The 17,935-nt window shown below is 65.7% G+C and carries 24 protein-coding genes; 13 read left to right on the forward strand and 11 right to left on the reverse strand.

Translation table 11 applies throughout. The features are described from left to right. Positions 1-6 precede the first annotated feature (6 nt). The 8 genes from AB3X94_RS08025 to AB3X94_RS08060 all read left to right on the forward strand — a co-directional run bounded on the left by AB3X94_RS08025 (position 7) and on the right by AB3X94_RS08060 (position 3,725). Entirely contained in the window at positions 7-504 is a 498-nt protein-coding gene (locus AB3X94_RS08025; RefSeq protein WP_368611221.1) for a hypothetical protein, read from the forward strand. Continuing rightward, the gene (locus AB3X94_RS08030; RefSeq protein ID WP_368611222.1) at positions 501-929 is read left to right on the forward strand and encodes a single-stranded DNA-binding protein; all 429 of its coding nucleotides are present in this window, start codon (positions 501-503) and stop codon (positions 927-929) included. The genes AB3X94_RS08025 and AB3X94_RS08030 overlap by 4 nt, the downstream gene beginning before the upstream one ends. 2 nt (positions 930-931) lie before the next feature. After that, positions 932-1,174 carry a hypothetical protein gene (locus AB3X94_RS08035; protein WP_368611223.1) on the forward strand — a complete coding sequence of 81 codons (243 nt, stop codon included), beginning with the start codon at positions 932-934 and terminating at the stop codon, positions 1,172-1,174. A gap of 77 nt (positions 1,175-1,251) precedes the next feature. Beyond that, positions 1,252-2,277: a phage major capsid protein gene (locus AB3X94_RS08040; RefSeq protein ID WP_368611224.1), complete on the forward strand. Its 1,026-nt coding sequence runs from the start codon at positions 1,252-1,254 to the stop codon at positions 2,275-2,277. Positions 2,278-2,286: 9 nt separating this feature from the next. Beyond that, a complete protein-coding gene (locus AB3X94_RS08045; protein WP_368611225.1) occupies positions 2,287-2,505 on the forward strand; it encodes a hypothetical protein in 219 nt (72 codons plus the stop codon). Between the two features lie 32 nt (positions 2,506-2,537). Then, positions 2,538-2,780: a hypothetical protein gene (locus tag AB3X94_RS08050; protein ID WP_368611226.1), complete on the forward strand. Its 243-nt coding sequence runs from the start codon at positions 2,538-2,540 to the stop codon at positions 2,778-2,780. 363 nt (positions 2,781-3,143) lie between these two features. Further along, entirely contained in the window at positions 3,144-3,410 is a 267-nt protein-coding gene (locus AB3X94_RS08055; RefSeq protein ID WP_368611227.1) for a hypothetical protein, read from the forward strand. 78 nt (positions 3,411-3,488) lie between these two features. Next, positions 3,489-3,725, forward strand: coding sequence for a hypothetical protein (locus tag AB3X94_RS08060; RefSeq protein ID WP_368611228.1), 237 nt, complete (start codon positions 3,489-3,491; stop codon positions 3,723-3,725). 589 nt (positions 3,726-4,314) lie between these two features. On the opposite strand, the gene AB3X94_RS08065 is transcribed toward AB3X94_RS08060, so the two are convergent. The 6 genes from AB3X94_RS08065 to fliF all read right to left on the reverse strand — a co-directional run bounded on the left by AB3X94_RS08065 (position 4,315) and on the right by fliF (position 11,470). After that, positions 4,315-5,865 (reverse strand): flagellar hook-length control protein FliK, encoded by a 1,551-nt coding sequence (locus tag AB3X94_RS08065; RefSeq protein ID WP_368611229.1) that lies wholly within the window; start codon positions 5,863-5,865, stop codon positions 4,315-4,317. Positions 5,866-5,926: 61 nt separating this feature from the next. Continuing rightward, the gene (fliJ, locus tag AB3X94_RS08070; protein WP_368611230.1) at positions 5,927-6,376 is read right to left on the reverse strand and encodes a flagellar export protein FliJ; all 450 of its coding nucleotides are present in this window, start codon (positions 6,374-6,376) and stop codon (positions 5,927-5,929) included. Between the two features lie 17 nt (positions 6,377-6,393). After that, on the reverse strand, positions 6,394-8,019 hold the full coding sequence (gene fliI, locus AB3X94_RS08075; RefSeq protein WP_176110003.1) for a flagellar protein export ATPase FliI: 1,626 nt from the start codon (positions 8,017-8,019) through the stop codon (positions 6,394-6,396). Further along, positions 8,013-8,696, reverse strand: coding sequence for a flagellar assembly protein FliH (gene fliH / locus AB3X94_RS08080; RefSeq protein WP_176110004.1), 684 nt, complete (start codon positions 8,694-8,696; stop codon positions 8,013-8,015). The genes fliI and fliH overlap by 7 nt, the downstream gene beginning before the upstream one ends. Next, positions 8,689-9,684 carry a flagellar motor switch protein FliG gene (gene fliG, locus AB3X94_RS08085; protein ID WP_176110005.1) on the reverse strand — a complete coding sequence of 332 codons (996 nt, stop codon included), beginning with the start codon at positions 9,682-9,684 and terminating at the stop codon, positions 8,689-8,691. Before fliG ends, fliH begins: the two co-directional genes overlap by 8 nt. After that, complete coding sequence (fliF, locus tag AB3X94_RS08090; protein WP_368611231.1) at positions 9,674-11,470, reverse strand: flagellar basal-body MS-ring/collar protein FliF; 1,797 nt, start codon at positions 11,468-11,470, stop codon at positions 9,674-9,676. The genes fliG and fliF overlap by 11 nt, the downstream gene beginning before the upstream one ends. A gap of 236 nt (positions 11,471-11,706) precedes the next feature. On the opposite strand from fliF, the gene fliE reads away from it, so the two are divergent. From fliE to AB3X94_RS08115, 5 genes are all read left to right on the forward strand, one after another. Beyond that, on the forward strand, positions 11,707-12,042 hold the full coding sequence (gene fliE / locus AB3X94_RS08095; protein WP_176110007.1) for a flagellar hook-basal body complex protein FliE: 336 nt from the start codon (positions 11,707-11,709) through the stop codon (positions 12,040-12,042). Positions 12,043-12,314: 272 nt separating this feature from the next. Beyond that, positions 12,315-12,749 carry a flagellar export chaperone FliS gene (gene fliS, locus AB3X94_RS08100; RefSeq protein ID WP_368611232.1) on the forward strand — a complete coding sequence of 145 codons (435 nt, stop codon included), beginning with the start codon at positions 12,315-12,317 and terminating at the stop codon, positions 12,747-12,749. After that, on the forward strand, positions 12,746-13,072 hold the full coding sequence (locus AB3X94_RS08105; RefSeq protein ID WP_176110009.1) for a flagellar protein FliT: 327 nt from the start codon (positions 12,746-12,748) through the stop codon (positions 13,070-13,072). The genes fliS and AB3X94_RS08105 overlap by 4 nt, the downstream gene beginning before the upstream one ends. A gap of 106 nt (positions 13,073-13,178) precedes the next feature. Further along, complete coding sequence (locus AB3X94_RS08110; protein ID WP_368611233.1) at positions 13,179-14,594, forward strand: flagellar hook-length control protein FliK; 1,416 nt, start codon at positions 13,179-13,181, stop codon at positions 14,592-14,594. After that, positions 14,594-14,962, forward strand: a complete 369-nt coding sequence (locus AB3X94_RS08115; RefSeq protein ID WP_176110011.1) for an EscU/YscU/HrcU family type III secretion system export apparatus switch protein — start codon at positions 14,594-14,596, stop codon at positions 14,960-14,962. The genes AB3X94_RS08110 and AB3X94_RS08115 overlap by 1 nt, the downstream gene beginning before the upstream one ends. Positions 14,963-15,165: 203 nt before the next feature. Here AB3X94_RS08115 and AB3X94_RS08120 read toward each other — a convergent pair whose 3' ends face one another. The 5 genes from AB3X94_RS08120 to AB3X94_RS08140 all read right to left on the reverse strand — a co-directional run bounded on the left by AB3X94_RS08120 (position 15,166) and on the right by AB3X94_RS08140 (position 17,721). Continuing rightward, positions 15,166-15,897 carry an immunity 52 family protein gene (locus AB3X94_RS08120; protein ID WP_368611234.1) on the reverse strand — a complete coding sequence of 244 codons (732 nt, stop codon included), beginning with the start codon at positions 15,895-15,897 and terminating at the stop codon, positions 15,166-15,168. A gap of 7 nt (positions 15,898-15,904) precedes the next feature. Continuing rightward, entirely contained in the window at positions 15,905-16,288 is a 384-nt protein-coding gene (locus tag AB3X94_RS08125; RefSeq protein ID WP_368611235.1) for a restriction endonuclease fold toxin 5 domain-containing protein, read from the reverse strand. Positions 16,289-16,527: 239 nt separating this feature from the next. Then, a complete protein-coding gene (locus tag AB3X94_RS08130; protein ID WP_368611236.1) occupies positions 16,528-16,872 on the reverse strand; it encodes a hypothetical protein in 345 nt (114 codons plus the stop codon). Further along, on the reverse strand, positions 16,829-17,362 hold the full coding sequence (locus tag AB3X94_RS08135) for a DUF4123 domain-containing protein (protein ID WP_368611237.1): 534 nt from the start codon (positions 17,360-17,362) through the stop codon (positions 16,829-16,831). The genes AB3X94_RS08130 and AB3X94_RS08135 overlap by 44 nt, the downstream gene beginning before the upstream one ends. Continuing rightward, positions 17,362-17,721, reverse strand: a complete 360-nt coding sequence (locus AB3X94_RS08140; protein WP_368611238.1) for a hypothetical protein — start codon at positions 17,719-17,721, stop codon at positions 17,362-17,364. Before AB3X94_RS08140 ends, AB3X94_RS08135 begins: the two co-directional genes overlap by 1 nt. Positions 17,722-17,935 lie beyond the last annotated feature (214 nt).

Here is a 17,935-nt window from a genome sequence, read left to right on the forward strand (position 1 = left end):
AAGGAAATGGGCGAAGCGAAGTCCGGCCCCGGCGACTGGGTCGCGCGTAATGCGCAGCCCGCACCGTGCGATCGTGGCCGACCGGTGGCGATGGATTACGCCCGCGCGCTGTCGGCGCTCGCCGCGATCCCCGGCGATGACCCGGACTGGCGGCTGATCCTCGCATCGTGGGCGGCCGAATTCGACCGCGCTGGCGAACGTGACGCACGGGCGTGGTTCACGGGCTGTCCGGCGGCCGGTGTCACGTTCGCCGACGCCTACCGGGCGACGCCCGACGCGCGCATCGCGTTCGTGATGGTGCGTGCGGCGCGACATGGCTGGCTCGATCCGCTGCCCGCAGCGGTGAAGTCGCGCGAGATGCGGGCGAAGCTGCGCGCGAAGTTCGAAGCGAAGGCGGCGCGGCTCGCGCAGCGGGAGCGCAGGACGCGCGAGCGCAGCGAGGCGAAGGCAGCACGTGAAGCGGCACGGGCCGCGAAGCGTGCCGCAGGGAGGCAGGCAGCATGATCGACGGACTGCTCGGTGGGGTACTTGTGAAAGACCCGGAGACCCGCACCGCGAAGAACGGCAGCACGTATGTGCTCGCCACGCTGCGGGTTCCGATGGGAGGCGACGCCGTGATCTTCGCGCGGATCATGGCGTTCTCGCACGTGAAGGACGAACTGCTCGCACTCGCGAAGGGCGACCCGGTGAGTGTGACCGGCGCGCTCGAAATCGGGACGTGGAAGACCGACACCGGCGAGGTGCGGCCGTCGCTGTCGGTGATCGCGCATGCGATCGTGAGCCCCTATCACGTGAAGCGTCGCCGCGCCGAAGTCGCCAGTGCGCAGCAGGGCGCGGCCGGGCGCAGGACGGAGCGCGCGAACGGCGCACCCGCAACCACATCGCGCAGTGCAGCGCCGATGCCCGACGACGCGCTCGATGATCTGTGATCGTGGACGCCACTGACGAGATCGAGCGCCAGTTGCGCCGCTGGTGCATCGATCACGGCATCGCGATCGCACCCGACGACTCGATTGCCGAACGTGATGCCACCCGGCTGCTCGGCTACCGCTCCGTCTCGCGCCTCGCGCGCCGCGTCGATCAGGGTCTGCCGGTGCCGCGCTACTACATGCGCACCAACCACAGGCGATACCGCATCGGCGATGTCGCGGCGTGGCTCGAAGGCGAAATGTAAAACGGGCACTTTCGTGTATCGCGTTTTCTCACGCACGGCGCGATGCTTCAGGCAACATCGAACACCGGAGTCAGGGCATGGACTACACATTCGCGCAGGTCGCAAGGTCACTCGCGCTCGCGCAGGGCGACATCGCCAACGCCAAGCTCCGTGCCGCCGCCAGCTACGGCACGCGCAGCCGGGCCTACGAGTACCTGACGAAAGCCGAAGCGATCAGCACCGGCAGCATCAGCGGCGACGGCCTGCCGGTCGCGTTCGGTGGCTTCGCGGGTTTCGTCTCCGCGATCCGGGCCACGTCGATCATCGGCCGCCTCGAAGAAGCGCTGCCCGCTTCGTTCCAGCGCACGCTCCCCTACACGCCGTTGCTGGCCGAGGGTAGCACCGCCTCGGCAGGCTGGACCGCCGAACTGCAACTGAAAAACGTGACCGGGGACACGTTCGTGGCGACGCGCATGGTGCCGAAGAAATGCAGCGGCACGATCGTGATCACGGACGAGTTCGGCAAGCAGGTAGGCGATGCCGCCAATGCGTGGATCACGCGTAACCTCTCACGCGCCGTCACCACGAAACTCAACACCACGTTCGCCAGCGACGAGCCCGCGAGCGATGCGAGCCCCGGTGGAATTTTTCAGGGCATCACGGCGCTGCCGTCGAGCGGCGACGCGGCCGACGATCTGTTCGCACTGCTCGATTCATTTCCCGGCAATCTCGACACCAGCGCGATCATCTGCACGCCATCGGTCGCCGCGCGTCTCGCGGTGGACTGGTCAACGGTTGGCGTCGCTGGTGGCTTTGCGAGCGGGGTCGTGGTCGTGACCAGCAGCGACCTGAGCGCAGGCTTCATGGGCATCGCCGACCTGAGCGGCATCGAACTCTGGATGGGACCGGTGGAGCCCTCCGCTACCGGCGAGTCGATCATCACCATCGAGACCGATAGCGGCTCGCAGGGTCTGCCGCTGTGGCAAAGCAATCTGCTGGCATTGCGCGCCGAGCAGTTCTGCGCGTGGCAGCGGTTGCGCGACGATGCGGTGAGGTGGATCGCCGATGCGTCTGGTGTGCGCAAGGCCGACGCGCCGAAGGTGAAGGCGCGCGCAGCGGCATAGGAGACCAGCATGCGACTGTTTTTCCGGCGGGACCCCGGCGGCGATGGTGACGACGATCGCAGCAGCAGTGCCGTATCCGAGCGCGAAGTCGATCTGCTGTGCGCGAAGATCGCGAATGCGATCTGGGCTGTGGTCTGCGAGATTGATCGCGAACGTGCTGTGGCGGGCCAGCCACCCGTCACGCTGGCCGAACTCGAAGCAGTCTTCTACGGGGACGACACACCATGACCGTGAAGACCACCCCCGCGACACTCACATGGATGAATCCCGACCTCGTGCTGGGCAGGCTGATCGACGTTGACCCGAGGATCGAACTGACCGGAGCCGAACAGCGCAGCGCGGGCCTGCAAAAGTTCATCCGGGCGATCGATCGCGCGACGCGCGGGCCAGATGCGCACATCGCGCGAATGGCATTTCTCGATGCGGACGGCCAGCGACGGATGATCGTGGAACTGGACAGCGGCTATGGGTTCGTCCTTCCTGCGCGCAGGCATCCACGCTGAACGAAACCGGATGATCCCGGCGCACGTGGCGGGATCTCAAATATCCACGTGCAACCGCGAGTGTCCTTGACGGCCGTGCGGCGTCGCCCCCCAGTTGCGCCGTGCGGCCTTTTTGTTGCGCGTGCTGTGAGCCGGGTCCAGAATCGATCGTTGCGTGGGCAACGTGTCGGAGACGGTCATGGCGGACATCGGCGAGCGTGCGATCGGGCGGATTGTCGAGGATATCGGATCGGGTCGCGCACACTGGACAGCGCGGCCACCCGAGCGGTACGAAGCGGTCCCGCCTGCCCCCGGTCTGACGCGTCGCGAACGCGACCGCCTGCGCAAACGCGAGCAGCGCAGTCGCCGCAGCGGGAGGCCGTCATGACCGGCGACGAACTCCGCGAACGCCTGCGCGACGCGATGCGCGCCAGCAGCGCCACACGGCCGCACAACAGCGGCGTGACGCGCGAGACGTTGAGCGTCACCGGCGCAGCGATCCGGCATCGCCCGCGCGGCAGCTACATCGCCGACCCGCAATATGCGGGACGGGCACCCATGTCGTCCTTTGAACGGGCTGCGCTCGCAGACGCATTGTCCGATGCGAAGGTTCTCGACACGCTCGCGCGACTGGTCAGCGACGACACCTGAGTGTGGCACCCGGCGCAGTGGGCTCGACGCTGGCCGATACAATTGGCCGTCCTGACTCACCTGAGCCCACGCCCCGCGATGACCCAAGCCTTCCCGAAGCTCGACGCCGTGCCTGATCACGCGCCGCAGTCCGACACTGACGTGCTCGAAACCCTCGCCCGTGAACTCGACGTGATCGCTTCGCTGCTGCACGTCGCCGGAACGCTGATCGACGCTCACGACGCCAGCAATCTCGTCACGGCCGCCTCGACGCACGTGGAAGCTGCCCGCGCACTGGCCGAGGCCACGCTGGACAGCGCGCTGCGCGCACGATGATCGTGCGGTTGGCGTGACGTGCGGCCGCGGTCGGCCCGGGGTGCGCGGCCGGTGCCGCGGCGGTGGACCCCCGGTTGCGCAATGTGCGCTCGAAAATGCAAAGGTGCTGCGGGTATTTTCGCCGCCCCGGATTTTTTTCCCGACCACCCCCCGTCGCCTGCCCCCGCGCCCGCTGCCACTGCGATGACTGATCACGCCGTCGATCGCCTGAGCCATCGATCTCGATGCGCGCGCAACTACACGACAGCGAAGCACGCAGATTGACACGCAGACCGGGCAAATCCGGGCGCTGACGGGTTCGCGGGTCTCGGCGGGTAGCTTCGCACCCGCGAGCGTCACGAAGCCCGCACGCGAATTTTAAAAAATTCGGCCGTTCTGGGGCTCAGGGTAATTTATGACAGGGGTAGTGACAGGGGTCAGGCCGGGTGAATTTCGCCGAAAACCCAGTCTGACAAGGGGTTCAGCGGGATGCATCGCTTCGCAGCAGCAAAGTAGGTGCCGCCCCGCACAGGGGCAACGCTAATAGACCGACAAGACAAGGAAAGGCCAAGACAGCCAGAACAACGACAAGAAAGCGCCCGGCCTCGCTTCAGGCAAAAGTATCGACTAATCCAACCTGCTGCCGCACGGCAACATTAGCGATGGCATCGCTGGCGTCCCCCGAGCTGTCCCCTGCAAGGGAGCCACCAGTACCACTACCGCCGCCCTTCCCATTCGACCCACCCGCGCCAGCGCTCTGCTGCTGTTGCCCGCTCTGCCGGGCAAACCCATCACTCACACTCGCGCTGCCAAGCCCAATCCCATTGGACTCCATCGCCTCGCGAAGCTTCGGCAACGCCGCCTCGACCGCCTCCCGCACCGACTGGTGCTGCGACACGAACAGCGCATGCGCATGGTTATCCGCCACCTGCAACACGACCTGCAACGGCCCCAGATCCTTCGGATTGAGCGTCAGTTCAGCACTCTGCGAATGCGCATTCGACAAGAACACCACCTTCTGGCTCAACGCTTCTTCCCACGCGCTCGTGCCGACCTGCGGCGTCAACGCGTTCGCGGCGGCGGCAGCACTCGCGTTGCCGGTGCTCTGCACCGCCGCCGTCGTGCTCGCAGCGTTCGCTGCCGCCTGCGCCGCGGCCAGCGCGCTGTTCGCCGCCTCGGACGCGCTGCGCGCCAATGCAACGTTGTCAGCCTGGCCGCTCGTCGCGGCCGCGGCGCTCATTGCGTCGGCGGCCGACTTCGCTGTCGATGGATCGGCCAGCGCGGTCGCGGCGGCCATTGCGGTCGTCGGCGTCGTGTGGATGGTCGAGGTGCCCTTGCCGGTGCCGGTGCCGACCGTCTTGTCGTCCGAGGTGCCGTTCAGGTCATTTTTCGTGTTGCTAAGGCCGCGCACCGCGCTCGATACGCTCGCGGCTTTCGCAGCCGCGCCGCTGGCGAGCGCGGCCGCAGGCACCGCGCCCTGGCCGCTCGATAGCGCGGACAACGCACTCTGCAACGCATCCTGCAGCGACTTCGGATCGACCGCGCCTTTCGTGCTCGCCGCGGCGGCCGTGAGCGCGCTCGTGGCGGTGCCGGCCAGCGCGCTCACCGCGTCGGCCGCGGAGCTTGCGGCATCGGTAGCGGTAGCGGTAGCGGTAGCCGTGGTCGCGTTCGCATCGGCGTTATTGACGGAGGCGTGTGCCTGCGCTTGCGCCTGTGCCTGGACGGCAGCCGCCGCGGCGGCGAGCGCGCCAGCGTCGGTCTGCGCCTTGGTGTCTTGCTGCCTGGTTTGCGTCGTGGTCGACTGGCTGTTCGATGCCTGCTGCGTGGGTGTCGTCGGCGTCGTGGACGACGATGAAGCGCTGCTGCTCGCCGCGTTGCTCGTCGTGCCGCTGGCGTTCTGGCCGCTGCTCGCGCTCTGCTGCGACGGAGCGGGCGCCGGCGCGGGTGCGGGTGCACTGGGCGCGCTCGGTGCCGAGGCTTGCGACGCCTTCGCTGAACCGGTCTGCTGTTGATTCGCGCTGTTCTGCTGGTCGATGCTCTGCTGCAAAGTCTGCGCGAACGGAGTCGGGCTCGCGGCGTTCGCGGCCGCGCTGCTCGACCCATTGCTGCTCGCGTCGAGCAGCGCGCTCAGTTGCGAGCCGATCTGTGAAAGAAGCGACATAAAGAATCCTGTGAATCGGTCAAACGGGTGTGTCGTCAGGCATTAACCGTGAGGCAAGGCCTCACGCGCCGTCGGCTCGCATGCGCAGACTTCGGGCCGCGAATTCGTCAGCGTCGCGCTGTTCGCGCCGCGCCGCAACCTTCGCCTCGGCCGCCTCGCCGCGCGCCTGCAGCACTTCGTACGAACCGAGCTTCTGCTTCTGGCGCTGCCAGTCGGGCTTCGCCGCCTCGACGCGCGCGCTCGCCGCCGCGAGCAGGTTGCGCTGCTGCTCGATCGCGGCGTCGAGCGTGTCGAGGAACGCCTGGAAATTGCGCATGTTGCCGGCGGGCATGCCCGACTGCGCGCTCTCCGTGAAGCGTGCGTAGTATTCGTTGCGGTACTGCACGAGTGCATCGAGTTGCGCCTCTACGTCGTTGCGCTCGCGCTGCGCGCGGCCGAGCCGCTGCGCGGCGGCATCCACGTCGTCCTGCGCGAGACCGATCAGCGTCTTGATCGGAAAGTGTTTCGACATCGTCAGCCTCCTCGGCCCTAAGCAAACAGCGCGTTGAGCATGTCGATGCTCGGCTGGAAGTTCGCGCACTCGCGAAAGCCTTGCTGCAGGAACGCTTCCATCCGCGGGTACAGCGCGATCGCGCGATCGAGCAGCGCGTCGCGCCCGGCCGAATAGGCGCCGACGTTGATCAGATCGCGGTTGCGCTGGTAGCGCGACAGCATCTGCTTGAACATACGCGTTTTATTCAGATGGTTATCGTCGATCAACGCGGTCATTGCCCGGCTAATCGACGCTTCGATATCGATCGCGGGGTAGTGGCCGGCTTCGGCGAGCGAGCGCGACAGCACGATGTGGCCGTCGAGAATCGCGCGCGCGGAGTCGGCGATCGGGTCCTGCTGGTCGTCGCCTTCGGTGAGCACCGTGTAGAACGCGGTGATCGAGCCGCCGCCCGCCGGTCCGTTGCCGGTGCGCTCGACCAGCGCCGGCAGCTTCGCGAACACCGACGGCGGATAGCCCTTGGTGGCGGGCGGCTCGCCGATCGCCAGCGCGATCTCGCGCTGCGCCATCGCGTAACGGGTCAGCGAATCCATCAGCAGCAGCACGTGCTTGCCCTGGTCGCGGAAGTATTCGGCGAGCGAGGTCGAGTACGCGGCGGCCTGCATCCGCAGCAGCGGCGACACGTCGGCCGGCGCGGCGATCACGACCGAGCGCGCCAGGCCTTCCTCGCCGAGAATCTGTTCGATGAACTCCTTCACTTCGCGGCCGCGTTCGCCGATCAGGCCGATCACGATCACCTCGGCGCTGGTGTAGCGCGCCATCGTGCCGAGCAGCACCGATTTACCGACGCCCGAACCCGCGAACAGCCCCATGCGCTGACCACGGCCGACGGTCAGCAGCGAGTTGATCGCGCGCACGCCGACGTCGAGCACCTTGTGAATCGGCTCGCGATTGAGCGGATTGATGACCGGTGCGGACAGCGGCGCATCGGTTTGCGTGCCGAGCGGGCCGAGCCCGTCGAGCGGACGGCCCGATGCGTCGAGCACGCGGCCGAGCAATTCCCAGCCGACCGGCAGACGCTTCGCGCCGGCGAGCGGATCGGCGATCGGCGCGCTTTCGAGCGGAAAGACGCGCGCGCCGGGCAACAGGCCGATCACTTCGGTGGTCGGCATGAGGAACAGCTTGTCGCCGGAGAAGCCGACCACTTCGGCTTCGGCCATCGGCAGCGAACTGCCGGGCGGCAGCTCGATCATCACTTCGGCGCCGACCGACAGGCGCAGCCCGACCGCTTCGAGAACCAGACCGGCCGCGCGCGTCAGACGCCCGCACGCGCGCAGCGGCTTCGCGATCGCGTTGCGCGCGCGCAGCGCGTCGAGCTGGCCGCGCCATGCCTGCATATGCGGATTGATGTCGAGCGCGGGATCGTAGGACGGTACGTGCGGCGCGTGAGCGGCGTGGTCCTTCGCGGCGGACGGGCGGCTCACCGCCGCGCCTGCCGCCGGATGCTCACTCGCGGGAGCGTGCCATCCCGCATCCGGGGGCTCCGGAAAACCGGACGACTCGACATCGGCCAGCGCCTCGGCGCCGAACGACGCCAACGCGAGTTCGCGTTCGAGCGGCGTCAGATCGCTCGCGCGGATCTCGTCGAGTGTCGGCTTCACCACGTGCTCACCTTGCCGAGAGCGGCGGCGACGCGCTGCCAGCGCGTGTCGATGCCCGCGTCGACCTCGCCGGTGCCGGCCTGCGCGCGGCAACCGCCACGCTCCACCGATGCATCGGTACGCACGGTCCAGCCGCGCGTTTGCAATTCTTCGAGCAGATACGCCTCGACGACCGGCAGATCGGCGGGACTCACGATCAGCGCCGGCGCCCCGGAGAGCGCGGGCTCAGCCGCGAGCACCTCGCGCGCGGCCGCGATCAGCGCGGTCGGGTCGTGCTGCACGTGCTGGCGCACGACCTGTTGCGCGATGTCGAGCGCGAGTGCGATCAGCGTTTCGGAGATCGCGTGCTGCGCGCCATCGAGCGCGGTCTTGAAGGTTTCGGCCAGCGCGGCGAGCCGCATCGCTTCCTCGCGCGCCTCGGTCTGGCCCTGCGCGAAACCCTGCGCGCGCCCCTGGTCGTAGCCCGCCTGATAGCCGAGCGCCTGGCCGGCCACATGACCGGACGCGACGCCCTGCGCATGCGCGGCTTCGCGGCGCCGCTCGAGTTCGGCTTCGAACGCGCGCTCGTCGAACTCGGGTTCGGCCGGCGGGGGCGGCGGCGGGGCCGGGTCGAACGACGCCATCTCCCAGCGCTGGTAAGCCGAGAGGCCGTCCTTTGCCGGGGCGTTCGAATCAGACATATGCGTCTTCCGCCTTGCCGCCGATCGCGATCTGGCCGCTCTCGGCCAGGTTGCGCACGATCTGCAGGATGCGGCGCTGCTGCGTCTCGACTTCGGACACGCGCACCGGGCCGCGTGCGTCGAGGTCTTCGGCGAGCAACTCGGCCGCGCGCTGCGACATGTTCGACAGGAACTTCTGACGCAGCGCGGGCGGCGCGCCCTTCAGCGAGATGATCAGCGCCTCGGATTCGACTTCCTTCAGCAGCAGCTGGATCGCACGGTCTTCGAGGTCGAGCAGGTTCTCGAACACGAACATCTGGTCGATGATCTTTTGCGCGAGCTCGGCGTCGTACTGGCGCACGTTTTCGATCACGCCTTCCTCGTGGTTGCTCGACATGAAGTTCAGAATCTCGGCCGCCGTGCGGATGCCGCCCATCGGGCTGCGCTTCAGGTTGTCGCTGCCCGACAGCAGGCCGGTCAGCACGTCGTCGAGTTCGCGCAGCGCGGCCGGCTGGATGCCGTCGAGGGTCGCGATCCGCAGCAGCACGTCGTTGCGCAGGCGCTCCGGGAAGCACGACACGATCTCCGAGGCCTGGTCGCGGTCAAGATGCACGAGGATCGTCGCGATGATCTGCGGATGCTCGTTCTTGATCAGTTCCGCGACCGCCGACGAGTCCATCCACTTCAGGCCTTCGATGCCGCTCGTGTCGCTGCCCTGCAGGATCCGGTCGATGATCGCGCCGGCCTTGTCGTCGCCGAGCGCCTTGGTCAGCACCGAGCGGATGTAATCGCTCGAATCGAGCGACATGCCGGTGTGCTGCTCGGCCTCGCGCACGAACTCCTGCAGCACCTCGTCGATCTGCTCGCGCGTGACGTTTTTCAGCGCGGCCATGGCGACGCCGATTTTCTGAACCTCACGCGGGCCCAGAAACTTGAACACCTGCGCCGCCTCTTCCTCGCCGATCGACATCAGCAGCAGCGCGCTCTTCACTACGCCTTCAGCGCTCATCGGACACCCAGTTCTTGACGACGGTTGCTACGATCTTCGGATCCTGACGCGCGATGTTGCGCGCGAACTCCAGGTTCCGCTCGTACTTGTGCTTCGCGTTTTCGAGTGCGAGCTTCTCGCTATCCGCTTCGATTTCGACCACCGCGCCATCGCGCTCCTCGGCCGGGATGCCGTCGAGCAGCACCGGTTCGTCTGGCGACATCAGCGCGGGCACCGGCTCGGGCGGCGGCGGGAAGGCGCGGCGCAGCGCCGGCTTCACCATCACGAAGTAGAGGAACAGGGCCACCGCGCCGATGCCGAGGTACGTCGCGATCTGCTTGTACAGCGCGAGCATGTCCGGGGTGCGCCACCACGGCAGGTCGGCGTTCGGATCGAGATCGGTGGTGAACGCGCTGTTGACCACGTTGACCGAGTCGCCGCGCGACGCGTCGTAGCCCATCGCGTCCTTCACGAGCTGCGTGATCTGCGCGAGCTTGTCGGCGCTGACCGGTTGCATCGTCACGTGGCCCTTCGGATCGACGACCCGCAGATAGTTGACGACCACGGCGACCGTCAGCCTGCGGATGCCGCCCATCGGCTGGTCGATGTGACGCACGGTCTTGTCGAGCTCGTAGTTGATGGTCGAATCCTTGTGATCGCTGATCGGCGTCGTGCTCACCGAGCTCGCGCCGTTGCCGGCCACGATCGGCGCGGAGGCCGGCTGCGGCGGCTGATTCGACAGCGCGCCCGGCACCCCCGAGGCGCCGCCCTGCGACATTTCGGTGGCGCTGCTCGTCTGCTGGCTGCGGATCGCGGCGTCCTGCGGATTGGCGTTCGGGCCGTACTTCTCCGAAGTCTGCTCGCTGTGCGAGAAGTCGATGTCGGCGCTGACCTGCGAGCGCGCGTTGCCGGCGCCGAACAGCGGCGCGAGGATCGTGTCGATGCGCTGCTGCGTGTTGCGTTCGATCTGCTGGCGGAACTTCAGCTGGGTTGCATCGAGGCCGCTGCCGTTGCTTGGCTGCGTGAGCAGGTTGCCGTCCTGGTCGAGGATCGTCACGCCGCGCACCGGCATTTGCGGCACCGCCGACGCCACCATGTGCGTAATCGCGACCACCTGCCCTTCGTCGAGCACGCGGCCCGGGTACAGGTTCACGAGCACCGACGCCGACGGCGGTTCCTTGTCGCGCACGAATACGCTCGGCTTCGGAATCGCGAGGTGCACACGCGCCGATTTGACGCTCGAGATCGATCCGATCGTGCGTTCGAGTTCGCCTTCGAGCGCGCGCTGATAGTTGACCTGTTCGTCGAACTGGCTGATGCCGAATTTCTGGTTGTCCATCAGCTCGAAGCCGACCGAGCCGCTCTTCGGCAGTCCCTGCGAGGCGAGGCGCAGGCGCGTCTCATGAACCTGCTCGGCGGGCACGAGGACCGCGGTGCCGCTTTCGGACAGCTTGTATGGGATATTGGCCTGCTGCAGCGCGGTGATGATCGAGCCGCCGTCGCGGTCGGACAGATTGCTGTAGAGCACTTTGTAGCTAGGCGCGCGCGACCACAGGAACAGACCGGCGACGACCGCCACCAGCAGCGCGACCGCGAACACGAGCGGCGCGCGCGGGTTGCCGCGCATCTGCGCGAGTCCGGACAGACGCTGGCCGAAATTGCCGCCGAGACCTCCGAGGCCGCCGAGGCCGCCGAGGTCGGCCGTGCCGCCGGCCTGGCCGCTCGCGGCCTGAGCGGCCGCGGGCTGCGCGCCGGCGAGCCCCATGCGGGCGTCGGGGTTGATCAAAGAGTTGGCTGACGAATCCATGCGTCGGGTTTCTCCGGGGGATGCCTTGGCGTTCTGCCGTGATGCCGCGCCGGGGCTCGGCGGACGGACAGAGACTTTCACCCTTGAAATTATCCCCAGCGCCGCCCAACCCGATTGCTTGAATAGAGCCGGGTTTCCCCCCTAGTTTCGGGACTTTCCGCGTGGGGCCGCTGCTATGCTTTCGTCCAGATCGGTACACTTCCGGTGCTCCGATCGCCTATCCAACGGAGAAGAAGATGACCATGCCCGTGAACGCGCTATCGTCGGCGCTGCAACAGATGCAGGCGATGGCGGCGCAGGCGGCCGGCGGCTCGACCCCAGTGGCGGAGCAATCCGGCGCGGCGACGCCGACCAACTTCGCGGCGGCGCTGAAGGCCTCGCTCGACAAGATCAGCAGCGACCAGCAGAAGGCGATCGGTGAGTCGCAGGCGTTCGAACTCGGCGCGTCGAACGTGTCGCTGAACGACGTGATGGTCGATATGCAGAAGGCCAACATCGGCTTCCAGTTCGGCCTGCAGGTGCGCAACAAGCTGGTCGCCGCGTACAACGACATCGCGCAGATGTCGATCTGAGCGGGATCGCGCGGGACTGCCTGAAGGACTTGCCCGAAGGTCCGCTGGAGGCCCGTCCGACGATCCGGCAAGCCGCTGCCGGCACATGCGCCGACGGCTTCGCGCCGCGTCTTCCGTGCCCGCCCAGCGGCGCTTTCGATCCTCCCGACACCGGACTAAAGCTTTGTCGTCGTGCATCCGATAACCAAAGTACATGTCAGCGATTGGCGCGGCGACGCGCCGCGCGGCCACGCCACGACTTAACCGCAGCCAGTATCAGAGGAGGAGCGCCGATGTTTTCCCAAGGACACGCTGGAGCCAACGCGTATGCGCGTGTCGGTATCGAGACATCCGTCATGGGCGCAAGTCCGCATCGTCTGATCGTGTTGCTGTACCAGGGTGCACGCCAGGCGATCGCGCAAAGCCGCCTGCATTTGCAGCAGGGCAACGTGGCCGAGCGTGGCATGGCGATCAACAAGGCGATCCGGATCATCGAAAGCGGGCTGCAGGCGTCGCTCAACCTCGAGGCAGGCGGCGAAATCGCCGAACGGCTCAATGCGTTGTACGACTATATGGCGCGTCGGCTGTTGCAGGCCAATATCAATCAGAGCGACGCGATGCTCGTGGAAGTGGACCGACTGCTCGCGACGCTCGAAGAGGCATGGATCGGGATTGCCCCGGAGATCGCGCGGATGGCGGCACAGCCAGCCGCGGAAAGCCTGAGATGACATCGAACGCAGACTATTTTGCCCGCTATGAAGCGGTCGCCGCGCTGTCCTGCCGCATGCTGATCGCGGCCCGCCGTGCACTGTGGAGCGACCTGGTGCACTTGCAGGAAGAGTATCGGCATCTGGTCGAAGCGCTGCGCGAAGCCGACGTGGGCGTCAAGCTCGACGAGGCCGAGCGCCTGCGCAAGTACGCGCTGATCCGCCAGATCCTCGCCGACGACGCCGCGATCCGCGACCTCGCGAATCCGACCATGGCGCATCTGTCGGCGCTGTTCGCCGGCCGGCCGACGCGTGTGCTCAAGGAGTTGTACGGGGCGCGCTGAGTGCGGGCGGGCACGCGGGTGAGCTGGCGTCACGCCGTGCGCGTCTGAAGGATCGCAGCAATCAGAGCATCGCGCGCATTGCCGCCGATGCGACCAAGGAACCGGCATGAACGGAATCGATTCGGCCCTCGCTTCGGTGCTGTCGAGCCGGATCGACAGCCTGCTCAACATTGCGCCGGGAACCGCGACCACCTCGCAGACCGGCGCGGCCGGCGTCGATACCAAGGTTCCCGCGGCGCCTGCGAACGCGACGCCAGCGCCGCAGTCGTCCGCGCAAACCGCGCTGTCGGCCGTCGCTCTGACGCTGAACGCGATCGCGCACTCGGGCGGCGAGGCGACACCGGCGGTGCTCGGCCGCGCGCCGATCTGGGCGGCCGCGCCGGCGCTCGACGTCGCCATCGAGAGCTTGCCGCTGACCAACGCGGGCGCCGCTACTGGCGATTCCGCCGCTTCTGCGAATCTCAATACCAATCCCAACGCTGCTGCCCACGCTACCGCGGCCGCCACCGCGAGCGTGGCGGCGACCGAAGTGCCCGTCGCGGCGCTCGCGGCCGCGCTGCAAAAGACAGTGGCCGACAGCGGCCTGTTCTACGAGGCGCATCTCGCGGCGTGGCTGGTCGGCCAGCGTTCGCCGGCTCAACTGGCGAACGAGGCACAGAATCAGCTCGTCGCAGATTCTCAATTGTCCCCCGGCTGGAGCGCCGACGCAGGCGACGCGAGTACGCGGTCCGCTTCGGCGAACGGAGCCGCCGCGGCGACGCCACGCGGCGCGCCGAACGGCACGCCGGCTGGCACGCCGAACGCCGCCGACAACAACCCGGCCTCGCACGCGATGCCGTCGATCCTGACCGCACAGGCCGCGCGCCTCGTCGCGGGCGAGCTGCTGGCCAGTTCGGTGTCCGATCTGAACGGGCAGTCCACACATGCGGGGCCGCACGGCGCGGCGTCGCAGGCGGCCGATGCGGGTCCATCGCAGAGCGCGCAGGCAATGGCGGCGGCGGTGCATCCGGCGACGGTGCCGCTCGTGCGCCAGCAGCTCGATCTGCTCGCGACCGGACAGTTTCGCTGGACCGGCGAGGCGTGGCCCGGCGCGCGTCTGGACTGGACCATCGAGCAGGATGGCGACGAATGGGACCGCAGCGGCGGCGGCCTCGCGAGCGAAGACGACCAGCCGTGGCGCACGCGCCTGACGCTGTCGCTGCCGACGCTCGGCACCGTCGATGCCGAACTGACGCTGACCGGCACGCGGCTGAGCGCGCGCGTGCAGGCGAGCCCGCGGGGCGCCGCGCGGCTCGCGAATCAGGGTGACGGTTTCCGTCAGCGGCTCGCGGCGGCGGGGATCGAGCTGCAGGGCTTGACGATTCGGGAGATTGGCGGCGGTGCACCGGCGGCTGCTGCGGCTGGCGCCTCGGCGGGGGGGGCGCAGGCGGCGGGCGCGTATGCACGGTCGGCGTCGGCGGCTGCAACCGAGTCGGCGGCGGCGAGCACCGCGTCGCGCGACGACTTCGATTGGGATATCTGATGAGCCGCACCCATCGTCGCAGCGCGGCTGCGCTCGTTTATGACGCTCATGGCGGGGAGCCCGCGCCGCGTGTGGTCGCAAAGGGGTATGGGCTGCTTGCTGACATGATCGTGCAGCGCGCGAAGGAAGCAGGGCTGTATGTGCACGAGGCGCCCGAGATGGTGTCGCTGTTGATGCAGGTCGATCTGGATGCGCGGATTCCTCCCGAGCTTTATCAGGCTGTTGCCGAGTTGTTGGCCTGGTTGCATCGGCTCGAGAGTGGGGCTGATGTTGAGCCGGCTCATGAGGGGGAGAGTGCTGGCGCGCAGGATGTGGTGGATGTTGTTGCTACTGATGTGCCTGGCGGCACGGGGGCTGTGGATCATTGACGGTGCGGGCTTGCCCTTTTGCAGCGGCGGAGTTTATTTGTCCTTGTTCTTGCGGTGTTGGTCTTTCCTTGCTTGTCGGTCTAATGGCGTTGACCGTGCGCCATCGCAATCGGTGGATCCTCGCGTGACGTAGAAAAGGCCCCGCTGCGGCGCGGGCCTTTTCGCGGGGAAAACCCCGCAAAAGCGGGAACAGCGAACCGAACTCAGAGATCAACGAAACGTGGCAACAGGTCCTGATCGGCGAGGCGGATTTCGATATCATTTGCCGCCTTGACGTGCTCCCGGTTGTGCACATCGAAGACTTCATCCGTCACGCTGACGACGATCGTGCCTTGCTGCTTGCCATCGCGCATGACAGGGATAAGGTCGCGCGCTTCGGGCACTTGGGCCTGCGTGAGAACGTGCGGCAGGTAAAGCATCCAGCTTACGGCAAGACGATCATCGAAGACGGCTTCGGTCGTGTACTTGCGCGGCCCAAAAGTCACGTAAAGTGACGCGTAAATCTCAACCGTCTTCGCCACAATCTCGGCAACGGATTTATATTCACCCAATCTTGAGGAATTGAGATTCTTCTCGCCAATTTCCAAATCAAAAATTTGAGAAATTACCCCTCCTCCATCGAACGAAACATAAGCGGTGGCCCCTTCGCCATCCGATTCAACACCATTCCAGATGCCGATTGATTTCGTGGCATTCGAAGCTTTTCCCTTATATTCATCGGCTAGCGAAAGAACGGCCGCCTCGGAGGGCTCATTATTTTCGTAAACCTTGCACAGCAAAGCCTCCGTGATGGTATCGCCTTGCATATACCAATTGGCCAAGGTCCTGTCCTTTTGCGTCATCAAATCAATAAGCGGACGCAGTCGGCGAATATGAAACTCAAACGCTGAAGAGGGGATGACGCTACTATCGCGATGTTGTTCAAACAGATTCATGAGTGGATCAGGGTTGATTGACTGATGGCACACCAGCGGCTCGAAGCGTGGAAATCATATATTCCCTCGTCTTCGGGGTCTGAAAATACCACGTGAGCCTTGCCGGAGGATTTGCGCGCACTGTAGCCCCTTGATCAAATATTTGATCCGCCATTCTTTTAAAGCCCACAAAAAACGGCTTTGGTTTATCGTCTGCGCCAATAAATTGGTCGTAATTCCCCTTTGCTTCCTGCAAGAGACATTGCGACGGTTGAAATCCATCAAAATCTGTACCTAGCCACGCCCACTCCATATTCCAGCCCTGGCTGGTTTCCCTGCCTTGCCCGTTCGTCACTATTCCGTACTCAAACCCTGTGATGCGGGCTTGGTAGCGGCGCGGCTCAGGATTCATGCTGTGCTTCCTTTGCACCTTTTTGCCGCCCTTCTCAGGCGGGCACTTGCACGGCCTTTCGCGTTCGCGGGACCGGTCACGCGCTAGTTCGCCCCATCCGCCGTCTGCACGCGCACCCGTGCCGCTGCTGCCCGCAGGGCCAGCAGACGGTGCGACAGCGGGGACCGGAACAGGCATCGGCGTTGCCTGCGCCATCGCGTTTGCTGCGCGTGCGAGCGTCGCCGGGAATGGAATAGCCATCAACGTTTCTCCTTTATTTCCTGGTGTCTTTTTCGCGTTGCCTGCATCAGGATTTCGAATCGCTGTTCAGCCGGAACGCCGGGCTTGTGCAGCCATGCTATGACCTCCGGAATCCAGTAAAACCCCGGCGTGGTTGCTTCCACGTACAGGAAATCGACTATCGGCCCGTCATGTGTAAAACGGAGCATCCTTGTCTGCGCAAAGGCCCCATCAAGCCGGTCCCGCAAGGTCGGATCATTGGCCAGCGCGGGATAATCGCGCACGATATGACCGCGGATAAAGTCCACGTAGTTGCGGTCTTCATAGGCTTTCAGAAGCGCCCATTGTCCTTCGGTAAATTCCATTGTCGTCGATGGTGAACCGTCGTCCTTCGTTGAGGTAGTGCCACGCGTCGGCAGCCCTGAAAAGCTCACGCTCGCTCTTGCCGCGGCATACCGCATCGAGCGCATGCAACACCCTTGGGTCCCAGAAGCGCAGCAGGGCCGACCGTCCTTTTGGTATTCGGGTATGCAGGTGCGGGCGCAGCTTTGCGGCCTGCCGCTCAAGGCTCTCTGCGGTACTCAGCCAGATCACGCCAGGGCGGGCCTGTTCGAGTTCGCGCAGGTCCGCAATAAACTCGCGCGCCATCTTCGGATCAAGCAGCCACGGCCCCGCGTGTGCGAGTGCCATCTCGTGCGTTCCCGCGAACAGCGAAACCGCCCGATCGGTTTCGGCCGTGAGTTGCTGGCCGGTATGCTGTTGGTACTGGATACCGTCCACCAGCGCCAGCACGTGGCCGCTGTAGCGCCGTTGCCTGTACTGGCGAAGCTGTTCATTGACAGAGGCGGGCATCATCAGCGCTCCAGGGTCATCGCACCTTGCACGGCAGCGCGGATCATGCAATCGAGACAGATAGACGACTGCGGAAGCACCGGCCGGGGCGTTGCGCCGTAGACTGATGACGGGACTTTTTTCTGTGGAGTATCCGGAGAGCGTCCGCGACAATTGCATGCCCATCCGTAACCCAGGGCTTCGGCCATCTCATAGCCGGTTGCATACGACTTCAAACTATCGAACGGAAACCATTCGCCGGTTTCAGCGTTCAGCGCCATTGCAGACGGCATTGGCGGGAAGTTTGAGTAGAGGGAATAGGTGATACGACAAAGCTGGCACTCTTCCATGCCCCGGGTTTCATCCTGCTTCTGTTTTTCCATCTGACCTCTGCTGTTTTTCCAGAATACACCCGACGAATTAACCATCGAAAACGCAACACGGTCAACGGCTTTAAATTGAGATAAAACCTTTTTGACAACTATTTACTATGGTGTCGGGTATCTCTATTTCTGTTGCATATTCCTGCTCACGCAGGATGACTAAAAAAGGCGGCATTGCGCCCCGACCATTAACGGCCTTTCGGGTTAGCGGGTG

Source organism: Paraburkholderia sp. BR10923 (assembly GCF_040948765.1).
In the GTDB taxonomy this organism is placed as follows: Bacteria; Pseudomonadota; Gammaproteobacteria; order Burkholderiales; family Burkholderiaceae; genus Paraburkholderia; species Paraburkholderia youngii.